Annotated in this window: 10 protein-coding genes; 3 read left to right on the plus strand and 7 right to left on the minus strand. The window is 40.5% G+C overall.

Annotated elements, in window-relative coordinates; translation table 11 throughout:
• Positions 1-101: 101 nt before the first annotated feature.
• Both BLU33_RS11205 and pckA read right to left on the minus strand, forming a co-directional pair.
• The gene (locus BLU33_RS11205) at positions 102-2,006 is read right to left on the minus strand and encodes a glycoside hydrolase (RefSeq protein ID WP_091372477.1); all 1,905 of its coding nucleotides are present in this window, start codon (positions 2,004-2,006) and stop codon (positions 102-104) included.
• A 226-nt stretch (positions 2,007-2,232) separates the two neighbouring features.
• Positions 2,233-3,789: a phosphoenolpyruvate carboxykinase (ATP) gene (gene pckA / locus BLU33_RS11210; RefSeq protein ID WP_091372480.1), complete on the minus strand. Its 1,557-nt coding sequence runs from the start codon at positions 3,787-3,789 to the stop codon at positions 2,233-2,235.
• Between the two features lie 293 nt (positions 3,790-4,082).
• Here pckA and fbp point away from each other — a divergent pair, with 293 nt between their 5' ends.
• Both fbp and BLU33_RS11220 read left to right on the plus strand, forming a co-directional pair.
• Entirely contained in the window at positions 4,083-5,123 is a 1,041-nt protein-coding gene (fbp, locus tag BLU33_RS11215; RefSeq protein ID WP_091372482.1) for a class 1 fructose-bisphosphatase, read from the plus strand.
• Complete coding sequence (locus BLU33_RS11220; protein WP_091372485.1) at positions 5,120-5,596, plus strand: Lrp/AsnC family transcriptional regulator; 477 nt, start codon at positions 5,120-5,122, stop codon at positions 5,594-5,596. The genes fbp and BLU33_RS11220 overlap by 4 nt, the downstream gene beginning before the upstream one ends.
• Positions 5,597-5,651: 55 nt before the next feature.
• On the opposite strand, the gene BLU33_RS11225 is transcribed toward BLU33_RS11220, so the two are convergent.
• The 3 genes from BLU33_RS11225 to BLU33_RS11235 are packed head-to-tail and all read right to left on the minus strand — an operon-like array spanning position 5,652 to position 9,015.
• Positions 5,652-7,670 (minus strand): primary-amine oxidase, encoded by a 2,019-nt coding sequence (locus tag BLU33_RS11225; protein ID WP_091372487.1) that lies wholly within the window; start codon positions 7,668-7,670, stop codon positions 5,652-5,654.
• 49 nt (positions 7,671-7,719) lie between these two features.
• The gene (locus BLU33_RS11230) at positions 7,720-8,478 is read right to left on the minus strand and encodes a ThuA domain-containing protein (protein WP_091372489.1); all 759 of its coding nucleotides are present in this window, start codon (positions 8,476-8,478) and stop codon (positions 7,720-7,722) included.
• Positions 8,479-8,484: 6 nt separating this feature from the next.
• Positions 8,485-9,015: a DUF4468 domain-containing protein gene (locus BLU33_RS11235; protein ID WP_091372492.1), complete on the minus strand. Its 531-nt coding sequence runs from the start codon at positions 9,013-9,015 to the stop codon at positions 8,485-8,487.
• Positions 9,016-9,183: 168 nt separating this feature from the next.
• Here BLU33_RS11235 and BLU33_RS11240 point away from each other — a divergent pair, with 168 nt between their 5' ends.
• Positions 9,184-9,951, plus strand: a complete 768-nt coding sequence (locus BLU33_RS11240) for a ThuA domain-containing protein (protein WP_091372494.1) — start codon at positions 9,184-9,186, stop codon at positions 9,949-9,951.
• 28 nt (positions 9,952-9,979) lie between these two features.
• Here the strand turns inward: BLU33_RS11240 and BLU33_RS11245 are convergent, their stop codons facing one another.
• Both BLU33_RS11245 and BLU33_RS11250 read right to left on the minus strand, forming a co-directional pair.
• A complete protein-coding gene (locus BLU33_RS11245; RefSeq protein ID WP_091372496.1) occupies positions 9,980-10,744 on the minus strand; it encodes a ThuA domain-containing protein in 765 nt (254 codons plus the stop codon).
• Between the two features lie 23 nt (positions 10,745-10,767).
• A complete protein-coding gene (locus tag BLU33_RS11250) occupies positions 10,768-11,529 on the minus strand; it encodes a ThuA domain-containing protein (protein WP_091372498.1) in 762 nt (253 codons plus the stop codon).
• Positions 11,530-11,668: the final 139 nt, after the last annotated feature.

The raw sequence follows: 11,668 nt of genomic DNA on the forward strand, positions 1-11,668 counted from the left end.
GTTACCCAAAACTACATCACAGTAAAAAGTATAAATTGGAAAAATGCGAACGGTTATTGCTTTTTTTAGTGATAACACATATATACACCTCTAAATATAGTTTATTTACTAACTGTAAGCGTATAATAGCTGGTCGCATTCATTTCAAATGTGATTGTACCATCCGCTGGCTTTGAAATTGGTGTTTCCTGCATATTTGCTGTTTGATTAGTAACATACAGGTGCATTCGTTTTAAATTAGCGGGCAGCCCCGTTAAAGTTACTTTGCGGGTTGTTCCGTTGTTGACCAAGTGCAGGGTGTAGATGCCTTTGTTATTATCACCCAAGGCAGCACAGGATACATCACTGGCACTACTGATAATCGGCATAGCGAAAAGATGCCCGGGAGTTGATGCCAGTTGCTTAAGGTTCCAAAAACGTTGGCCGGGGTGCAGTGGTTCATTATTGCCAAAAATCCCCCCGCCTATAAGTGGTGAATAATCAGAAGTTAACTGCCATTGTAGTATGGTTAATGGCTGGCAAATATTAAGCAAACGGGTATATAGATTGATCTCCTGCAAAGCATAGGTTGGTTCCTGGAATATCTGCGGATAACCCCATGCCTGTGCATCAATACTGCCCTCGCCTACTATAAGCGATACATTAATCTGTTTCGCGGCGTCAGCCCACTTTTGTAGTGTCTCCGTATCCCATCCACGCCATGAATGGAACGAAATAGCACCAATATAAGGCAATGCAGCGGAATCATTAAGTGCTGGATAAATAAACTTGTAAGTTGTCGCATCTGAATTATCACCTAAAAGCATTTTTGTTTTGAGGCCATGCGAAACAAAATATGCCCCCAGACCTTTTATCAACTCGTCATGCTCCTTCGCGGTAACCCTAACATTTATACCCAGGTCCGATTCATTGAAAGAAAATAAGCTTACTTCTACCCCATAATGATTTTTCAGATAAAGTATATAATCAGTGATCGACTTGTAGATTTCCTGCATCTTATCCGGATTCAGCGGATTACCCCAAACACCGTTAACCGGCCTGAAGTTAAACTTACCAGTTATAGCCCATGTTGGCGGGAACCAAGCTGAAAGAATAAGCGGGATACCTTTTTTACCCAATCGTTGTGCCATTAGCATTGCATTAATTACAGGTTTGGCCTGATTGGATGAATCGGCAGGAGACATATTTTCCTGCGGTTGCCAAAAACGCCATGGCATTTCAACCCGTCCCCAGGCAACGCGGAGATTATCCAGGCAATAATCAATGACCTGTGGATCGTACTTCGGATTTTGCAGACGAAAATTGCCCCCCAAGCCATCAAACGGACGACCCCGCACAGCTGTATTTACGGCTATATTTACAGGCGACTTATCAATATCGCCTGATACTTTTATAGTGAAAGTATTTTGTAGTGAATCCTCTTTATGTATACCTTGCAGGGTAAGAGCTACAAAAAACAATTTATTACCGGCTTTTCCGGTATCATTTTTCATGATCACTGCTGCAGGCTTATCAAAGGCGATATTAAATACCCGATGATGCGAACTAATACTAAAGCCATTTGTCATTAATGAGCCACTAGCTAATCTTTCAAGGTTTAATTCGCCGCTGCCATAATCCTTGTCCGGCAGACTGATACAAAAATATACCCCATCAACCGCAGTATCTTTTTTTGCATTTACTTTAACATTTACTGTTATTTTACCCTCTGCTTCATCTGTTACTGTTTCCTTAAAATAAAGGCTGTCTATGTTAGTTGTAACTATTTGCTTGTTGCCATCACGTACATAATGTGGCCTTTGCGCTTCTTTAGCTGTAGATGATGTATTTGAACCACCTTTAGCTACCACATTTAAACTAGTTTGAAAATCAAAAAGCTGTCCTTGCTGGCGAATTCCCATGATATTTCCCCAAGGGGCAAGTTCAGATTGGGCATTAACAACTTTAACAAAAAACAGAGATATAAATAACAGGAATAGGGCAGCGATACGATATTTAGGATACATGATTGATAATTGAGCGCTAAAGTTAGGCTTAATTAAAATCGCCGGGCAATGAATTTTTCGCATTTGCTATCATTATTTTAACAAGATGCGATGAATATTAGGTGTAAAAAATAAATTCAGCTTACAAGTTGAGTATACCCAGCATAAAAGCGCAATAAATTATTGCGCTTTGCTGGCCGGGTATTTAGTTTAGTAGTTATTGAGTTATTGGTTGGATTGATCTTAATTAAAGAGCGTATTCCAGGTATTCATTTTGATACAGACTGAAATTCTCCTTAAACTTTTGAGCCAATGCTAAAGCAGTTTTATCATAAGCTTTTCGATCTGCCCATGTTTTAGCCGGATCTAAGATCTCTGACGGTACATTTGGACAACTTTGCGGCATCTGGATCCCAAAAACAGGATGTGGTTGATATGCTACCTCATTTAATTGTCCGTTTAGCGCAGCGGATATCATGGCCCTGGTATAAGCTATGCTTATGCGTTTGCCTGTCCCATAAGCTCCGCCTGTCCACCCTGTGTTTATCATCCATACATTAGTTTGATGATTTTCCAGTTTTTCTTTAAGTAAATGTGCGTAAGCCCCGGGGTGCAATGGCAAAAACGGGGCGCCGAAACAGGCGCTAAAGGTTACCTGCGGCTCTTTGACCCCTTCCTCGGTACCTGCCACCTTTGCTGTATAACCATTAATAAAATAATACATGGCCTGTTCATAGGTTAGTTTACTGATGGGTGGGAACACTCCATACGCATCGCATGTTAAAAAGAACAGGTTTTTAGGCGTAACCGCAGTAGATGGAATTTTACTGTTTTTGATATAATTCAGCGGATAACTTACTCTTGTATTTTCGGTAATCGCCTTGCATTTAAAATCTATTTTATTGGTGCCATTTATAAACATGGTATTTTCCACTAAAGCCCCTTCACGAATAGCTCCAAAAATATCGGGTTCATATTCAGCCGACAAATTAATGATCTTGGCGTAGCACCCTCCTTCGCAGTTAAAAATACCTTTTTCATCCCATCCGTGCTCGTCATCGCCAATTAATTTCCGTTCGGGATCTGAACTTAATGTAGTTTTCCCCGTTCCGCTAAGGCCGAAGAATAAGGCAGTATCTCCTTTTTTACCCTCATTGGCACTGCAATGCATGCTTAATATATTGTGCTGGGGCAAAATAAAATTAAGCACTGTAAACACCCCTTTTTTAATCTCGCCGGTATAACCCGTACCGCCTATGAGTATAGTTTTATGCTCAAATGAAACCACCGTAAAATTACTTTGCCTTGTGCCGTGGTGAGCCGGGTTAGCTTTAAACCCGGGTGCCTGGATGATGAGCCATTCCGGCTTAAAGTTTTTCAATTCGGTTTCAGCAGGGTCGATAAACATATTGGCGGCAAAATGATTCCCCCACGGATTTTCATTTATTACGCGCAATTTCAAACGCACAGCAGGATCGGCACAGGCATAAGCATCCCTGATCCATATATCGCTTTGCTGTACAAGATATGCCAGCATTTCATCTTTCAAGATTAAAAAGTAAGATTCATCGAGCGGATGATTGAATTTATTCCAGTCGACAGTTTCCCTTGTGATCTCATCTTTCACTATAAATTTATCAGCCGGGCTCCTGCCGGTAAATTCACCGGTGTTAATAACAAGCGCCCCGGTATCATTCAAAACTCCCTCTTTTCTTAACAGTGTTTGCTGAACTAATTCTTCAACAGTTAACTGATAATAACCCCGTGATTTAAGTGATAAATTTTGTAGCTCCAACTTTTCCATAAACCTCAATTTCTTTACTGTAAAGGTTTGCAGTTTTAGTAAAACATGCCATAGTAGTGCTATTATTTAGAAAAAATGATTATTAAATATATTTATTTAGATCATATTGACCATTTAAGCCTCTTTTAAAGTCCTATTTTAATAAAAAAGTAAAGTTTTAATTGTTTAAATTCACATCTCAATACACTAAGTAACGTTAAAATAAAGCTTAAAATTTGCTTTTTATTCTTATTTTAACTTACATTCGTCCCAATAATTAACCAATTTAATACTGTATATTTTACACTAAGTATATGAATAATTTCACTACACTGGGGCAATTTATCATTGAAAAGCAGGCCGATTTTCCATATGCAAAAGGCGAGCTTTCGAGGCTATTGAGGGACATAGGCATAGCCGCAAAAATTGTTAACCGGGAGGTTAATAAAGCAGGCCTTATGGATATTTTAGGCAGCGCCGGGAACACCAATATACAAGGAGAATCTCAGCAAAAGCTGGATGTGTATGCCAATGAACAATTTATCTCCGCTCTACGCAGTGGTGGCGAATGTTGTATGGTGGCCTCAGAAGAAAATGAAACGGTTATACCTATTGATTCTGCGGTTTCAAAAAGTGCCAAGTATATCGTGGCTATTGACCCCCTTGATGGTTCATCAAACATTGATGTAAACGTGCCTGTTGGTACTATATTTTCTATTTATCGACGTATATCACCGGAGGGCCCTGCCCTTTTGAGCGATGTATTGCAAAAAGGTACCGAGCAGGTAGCGGCAGGATATATTATCTACGGCTCCTCAACCATGCTGGTTTATACAACAGGCCGTGGTGTGAACGGCTTTACACTTGATCCATCAATTGGTGAGTTTTGCCTGTCGCACCCGGAAATGAAGATACCAGAAAACGGAACTATATATTCTATCAACGAAGGATACTACGTTCATTTTCCGCAGGGCGTGAAAAGCTATATTAAATACTGCCAGGTTGAGGATGAAGCAAGCAATCGCCCCTATACTTCACGCTACATAGGCTCCATGGTAGCCGACCTGCACCGGAACCTGATAAAGGGTGGAATCTTTATTTACCCATGTACTGCCGCCGCCCCTAACGGCAAGTTGAGATTGGTATATGAATGTAATCCCCTATCGTTTATAATTGAACAAGCAGGTGGCAGGGCAACCAATGGCTCAACGCGCATTTTGGAGGTTGAGGTAAATACATTGCACCAGCGCTCGCCCATATTTATTGGTTCAGAACAAATGGTTTTAAAGGCCGAAAGCTTTATGAATGAGGTTTTTGAACCATCCTATCAATATACTAAATCAGAAACTGTATGACAAAGTATGTGCTTGATGAAACAGATAACGAGATCCTTAGATTACTGCAGCAGGATGCCCGGCAATCACATAAAGAGTTGGCGCATAAGGTGAATAAAAGCATTACCCCTATCCATATCCGCGTAAGGCGTTTGCAGGAGCTGGGGTACATTAAACGCTTTACTGCCATTGTCGATGCCAAAAAAATAGGTCGTGGGCTTGTTGGTTATATACAGGTGCAATTGGTTAAGCATACCGAAGAAAGCCTGACCGCCTTTATGCAGGAAGCAGTAAAATTAGACGAGGTAATGGAATGCTATCACATGACCGGAACTTTCGATTTTTTGCTGCGGATTGTTATACGCGATATGGATGAATATAGCACCCTATTGATGAACAAATTGGCTAAACTGCCCGGAGTGGGTATGTTTACCAGCTATTGGGTAATGTCAGAAGTGAAAAATGAGACTGCTTATGTGTTGAGATCGGAATGATTTTGTAATAAATAAAAACAGCCTGTAAACACCTCTGCTTACAGGCTGTTTTTATTTATTGATGATCTATATCAGAACCGGCTTGCTTTTTATCTACATTTTTAAACTCCTTCTTTATAAAAGCCGGATTGGTAATACCGAAAGTAGGATTGCTTGAAAAGAAGCCAAACGGCATTAATGTGAAGCCCATATGATGTACCGACATAATTGGCCATTCCTCAGGCCTTACAATGTGTGTAATGCCAGCTACATACCATACCACAATATCATTATTATCAATATCCCTGTCCTGGGCTGTCCATGTGGCTAAGCCATCATATACCTTGTTACTGGCAGGATATTTTCCGGCCGGATAGATCTCATCATCATGATATTGCGTTACCCATACCTGGTGATTTAAAAAACTTGCTTTTTTCAGCAATGATGAACCTTCGGGCACAAATGTTTTGGCTTGTGCGCCAGGCATCAGCATATAACCTACATGCTGGCCCAGATCATTCATTTCATTGTTATTCATGATATGCCAGTTACGGGCACTTTCATAATTAACTTCACGCTGTGCTTCCTGTTCTGTCTTAAATTTTGTTGCATCAACATAAAAAGCATTGCCGTAGGGGTTTTGCGGCCCCGGAGGCACTAATTTACTGTTCATCTCCTCAACTGCATTGTTATTGGCACCATCTATATCCATATCCAACCTGAAAACAAAAAAGTGCTGGTGATTGATAGCCTCCACATGCGGATGTACCAAAGTACCGAACGTATGCCCCTGATAAGAAAGATCATCCTTATCCGGTGCATCCATCTCATTGATACGATGCACACCTTTTACTTCAACAATACCTGTTAACTCCACATCTACATCAATGGTACCATCCTGATGAAATTTCCATGTAAAAGCATAGTCGTAATTCTCGATCATGGTATAATATTTAATACATAGGTTAGTAGCTCTGCGCGATACTGTGCCGTGGCGCCACAATACCCCCCCATACTCTTCATAAACAGCCACCGCCCTATCAACCTGGAACGGCACGCCATTTTCTGTATGCAATATTGCAGGTACATAAGCTGCGTTTTCCGGCGCATCAGCACCCGGACTTAATGACTGTGCCGTACCTTGACCTAAACGGTATTCCCCGGCATCAAAAAAGTTATATGCTGCCTGGAACAGATCGGGCGACCCGTAAGGCACTACCATTTCAGGCATCGAACCACGGTACATTACCGAGCGTTCCTTGCCATTATCCACATATCGCACATTGTAGATCACCAATCCCTCACGATTATCAACTCCGAAACGCATTTTCCAGTTTTGCCAGGTAATTTCATGACCCTTCAACTGGAAGTTGTGACCTTCTGGCTGTGTAATAATCAGGGGCTTTGGTGCTGATTCAACTTCTTTAACCGAATCCTTATTAAAATAATTAAGATCAACCATACCGCTAAAGCTGTTACCCTCATCAACAATCTTTAATATTTTACCGGTAGTAAAATCGGTATAAGCCATTAATCCCTCGATGTCGACATTATTCTTTTTACGCCTGGCGATCACCAATTGCTCCCGGTGACCAATCGGCCCTATGCCCAAATCACCTGTAAATACGCTGCGATGTGTAACGGAGTCAATAGAGATCCCTCTTTTCTTCAATGCTGCGACCCAGTTCTTATCTTTCTTTACAATATCACTAGCAACAGAATCAGCCTCAAGGCCCATGCCGATTACATTTGGAATATTTTTAACTGACACTACCTTGTTTGTATTCAGATCAACAACCGCTTCGGTAACACCATTTTTGCTGTAATCATAAAAGCTGGTAAAAGCTTCACGCCTGAAAGGTGTGCCGGGCTTATAAGCCAAAACCTCGCGCTTGGGTGGTTCCTTTAGGTTGATGATATTGAAAATATCCTTGCCGGTAGTTGTTTTACTATCCTTTAATATTTGTACAACGCGCTGCATTTCTTTTGCGGTAAGCGGATCGAGCGGATAGGTTACGCTATCAGTTTGCGCATAAGTTTTACCTGCGCATAAAAGCAGGACGAGGCAGCCATAGAGGGTAATGGTTTTTATCATTTTATTTGTGATTAAAGATTACTAAGTAAATTATGGTTGTTATTTCGCCTTATTTGGCAAGCCATAAAACTGCGTCCTCAAACATTTTATTCTGCGTTGCTGAATCAAATATCTGATCGCCGTGACCCATATTCATATAGATCATTTTGTATTTGGTGTTCGTCCACACCACCGGTATATCACCCTCAGTAATTATATCTTTTTTACCTAACGGATAGTTTGACGGCGCAAGTGTAACTAATACTCTTACATCTTTATTATCCCTTGGATCAGGCTTCCAGCCATACCATTCGTTTATTGGCGCTATATAGCTCTTAGGCAGTCGTTTAGTTGCCGGATGAGTATTGTCATCCACAATAACCTTAGCAGGCAATGGCGGCCAGTTATTGTTATAAAATACAGCTCCGCCTAAAAAACTTACATACCAGGGCCAGTGGGTATATTGGTCATTATAACCGGCCACATGAAAGCCGATCCAGCCACCGCCGTTTTCCATATATTTCTCAAAATCGCTTCGCTGTACTTCCGTTTGGGGGAAATCATTTAGCCAGATCACCATTTTATAATTTTTCAGGTTTTCTGTATTTAGCTCATTCCAGTTTTGGGTAGTGTCAAAGGCAAAGCCTTTATCGGCAGCCATTTTTGTATAAAATTTGATGGCATCCTTTGCAAAATCAACATGATCTGATTCAACTTTTGTGGAGTAAAATGCCAGCACTCTGATTTTTTGCGCTTGCGCGGATGCCTGTTGGTTAAATACCAGTACTATAGCAAAACAGAAAATGGCTTTGAGTATATTTTTTATCATGTGGAATTATCTATTATTCATTTCATCTTCAAGCGATGCCATTAAAGCTGTTTCATTTGAGGCTATCCCTTTAAAAAGTGTTTCATCCTCTTTCGACCATGGTTTGCCTTGCCTGTAATCCCACCAGCGGTATTCTATTTTTGAGTATTCATTGGATATACCGCTTTCAATAGGTTTCTCGTAAAACTTGTCTGCCGTATAAGTGTAACCGCTATTGTACACTTTAATGGTGATAGCAAAGCGCATAAAGTAATAGTTGCCTGTATTACTGGTCACAATTTTAAATATGCCAGTGCCTGTAATTTCGCCGGTTGTTTTATCTGCTGATATTTTGATCTTTTGTGTATTCGGAAAATCTTGTTTGAACCATTTTTCGGCCCGTTTAAACAATTCATTTTGCTGTGAACTATCACTTATCCTATAGCTTCTTTCGTAATAAACCTTCCCTTTTTTCATCGGGATATCTATTTTACTGGTTTGGGCCGGCGTATTTAATGAAAAAAGAATAAGTGCCCCGAAAAACAGCGTTTTAAACATGATATGCTTTTATTATCTGTGATATAATTAAGTATTCTCAAATATCATGAATCAACTGGTTAAACTTAAAATACACAGCCCTACATAAGCACTACACTTTATTGATATGTTATGCGGCAAAGAAAATCATATCCAAAATGAGCTATTTTCGTATTCAATCTAAGCAAAATGAAAATAACGCCGGCTTTTATATGCCTTTTACTTTTACTGACTATTAATCATACAACTCAAGCTCAAAAAGTCACCAAACCCAAGTTCAGAGTAATTGCGCTTGCAGAGATTGGCGGCGGGCATGCACGTTTTGATACTGCAGCAAAAATCTGGCTCAATAAACTGGCTATCGACAGCAATTTCAGCGTTGACTACATCACCGATACCAAACCAATAACTAAAGCATTTTTACGCAGATATCAATTGTTCATCCAACTAGATTACCCGCCATACCCATGGAGCGATACCGCGCAAATGGCTTTTGAAAATTATATTAAAAAGGGCAAAGGTGGCTGGATAGGTTTTCACCATCCTACGCTTTTAGGTGTATTTGATGGTTACCCGATGTGGCAGTGGTATTCGCAATTTATGGGTGGTATTGAATTTAAGAATTACATACCGGGCGGCGCATCGGCATCGTTAACTGTGGAGGATAAAAACCATCCTATTATGAAAGGTTTGCCGACATCATTCACAACAAAGGATGAATGGTATATCTATAACCAAAGCCCTCGGGCTAATGTACACGTATTGGCAAGTATTAACGAAGATACTTATGATCCGCAGAAAAATGTGAAGATGGGCGACCACCCGGTTATATGGACAAATGAGCATGTAAAAGCCAGGAACATTTACATTGCCATGGGGCATTTCCCATCCTTATTTCAGGATGAGAATTATACTACCCTAGTGCGTAATGCCATATTTTGGGCTGTGAAAAAGTGATCACAGTCCCAAATATCACATCAATAAATTACTTACTGGCTGCCCAAAAAATAGCGTTGGTAAACAGCCTTTTGTAATCCTTACTTTCAAAAAGTATAGGTGAATGGCCCATAAATATGTACACATTCTTAGCCTTGTAGTTAGGGTTAGTCCATATTACAGGATGATCGCCGCCCATTTTAATAGCTGAGTTAGGCTCGTAGGTTGATTCATCAACAGTAGCGATCACATGTACATTGGGCCGCGGATCCTTATCATAAGTGTACCACTCCTCTTTTTCAACTACAAACTTTGGCGATACGCCCTTCATAACGGGGTTATTCTTATCCTCCACATCAACCGTAGCCTTTGCAAAGGTGGCTATGTAGTTTTTGAATCTGATATCGCCCATAAACTGGTGGAACCATTCCCACATCGGAAAACCATCGAACTCACCGATTAATGTGGCGTGATGAAAGCCGATCCAGCCACCCTTACCCTCGGTAATATAGTTCTGAAATGCGGTTACTGCTTTATCCTTCCATGCATATGGCGGATAATCCAACTGGATGAACAATTGATATTTCGACAGGAATTTATCATCAATACTATCCGTGTTCTGAATATAATCGATACTAAAATTACTGTCGGCTGCCAACTTATCCAGCCATACCCGCGCCGCCTTTGAATATTCAATATGATGTCCACCATTTTCATAAAGTGCTATCACTCTAAAACGAGGCGATTTTATTTGCGCAGTTAATGCGCCTAAGCTAAAAAGGTAAATAAAGATCAATAACAGGGTCTTTTTCATAGTTAAGTGCTTAATATTTTTTTTTATTTAGATGCTGCCCATATAATGGCATCGTGCATTAGTGTTACATAATTTTGATTTGTAAAATCATCAGGGGAATGGCCTATACTAATATAGATCATCCGCCTGAAGTTTTCATTTGTCCAGATCACCGGGTGATCGCCCATTGGTTTATTTTGCTTGTAGGTTGATTCATCAACACTGGCCAATACACGCACGTTGGGGCGTGGACTTTTATCCCACTCGTACCATTCGTCACTTATTTCAAACTTCGCAGGCAAGTGCATTGTAGCGGGGTGCTTCCGGTCCTCAACTATAACTGTAGCCTTTTGAAAAGCCGGATGTGGTGAATAGATCACTCCGCCCATAAAGCCCTCGAACCATTGCCAGTAAACAGTATTCTTTGCCAAAAACTCCTGCCCGGTTAGTCCGGCTGCATGAATGCCTACCCAACCTTTACCCTGCGATGCAAACTTTTGCAAAGCCGCCTGCTGCCTGTACGACATATCAAACGGCGCCAGTTGCAGCATTACAAAAACCTGGTAATTGGCCAGGTTGGCATCATTAATTTTGCTGGTATCATCGGTAAAATCAACATCAAAACCGCTCTTTTTGCCGAGTTCTTCAAAGAAAGGTTTAGCCGCGGCAATCATCTTTAAATGATCACTGGCACGTGAGGCCACTACCAATACTTTGAAGCGTTGTTGCGCGTAAACCTGTAACCCCATGGCCCAAAAACAGACCAGTATTAGTACTACACTTTTTTTCAGTGGATTATTTATCATTTTATAATTGGTTTATAGTAATTTAACTATGAGTGTATTAGCTATCCAAATATCAACATCCAATTAAATAAAGTCAATTTGTTTACCACTACATTAGTACTACTAAATGCATTAAAAGCGGCTTAGGTATTTTGCAATC

Origin of the sequence: Mucilaginibacter mallensis, assembly GCF_900105165.1 — a bacterium.
Taxonomy (GTDB): Bacteria; Bacteroidota; Bacteroidia; order Sphingobacteriales; family Sphingobacteriaceae; genus Mucilaginibacter; species Mucilaginibacter mallensis.

What these genes read in the sequence shown, in the direction of transcription:
- BLU33_RS11250 (WP_091372498.1), bottom strand. Translation starts at nt 11,529, where the DNA reads ATGATAAATAATCCACTGAAAAAAAGTGTAGTACTAATACTGGTCTGT.
- BLU33_RS11230 (WP_091372489.1), bottom strand. Translation starts at nt 8,478, where the DNA reads ATGATAAAAAATATACTCAAAGCCATTTTCTGTTTTGCTATAGTACTG.
- pckA (WP_091372480.1), bottom strand. Translation starts at nt 3,789, where the DNA reads ATGGAAAAGTTGGAGCTACAAAATTTATCACTTAAATCACGGGGTTAT.
- BLU33_RS11220 (WP_091372485.1), top strand. Translation starts at nt 5,120, where the DNA reads ATGACAAAGTATGTGCTTGATGAAACAGATAACGAGATCCTTAGATTA.
- BLU33_RS11225 (WP_091372487.1), bottom strand. Translation starts at nt 7,670, where the DNA reads ATGATAAAAACCATTACCCTCTATGGCTGCCTCGTCCTGCTTTTATGC.
- BLU33_RS11205 (WP_091372477.1), bottom strand. Translation starts at nt 2,006, where the DNA reads ATGTATCCTAAATATCGTATCGCTGCCCTATTCCTGTTATTTATATCT.
- BLU33_RS11235 (WP_091372492.1), bottom strand. Translation starts at nt 9,015, where the DNA reads ATGTTTAAAACGCTGTTTTTCGGGGCACTTATTCTTTTTTCATTAAAT.
- BLU33_RS11245 (WP_091372496.1), bottom strand. Translation starts at nt 10,744, where the DNA reads ATGAAAAAGACCCTGTTATTGATCTTTATTTACCTTTTTAGCTTAGGC.
- BLU33_RS11240 (WP_091372494.1), top strand. Translation starts at nt 9,184, where the DNA reads ATGAAAATAACGCCGGCTTTTATATGCCTTTTACTTTTACTGACTATT.
- fbp (WP_091372482.1), top strand. Translation starts at nt 4,083, where the DNA reads ATGAATAATTTCACTACACTGGGGCAATTTATCATTGAAAAGCAGGCC.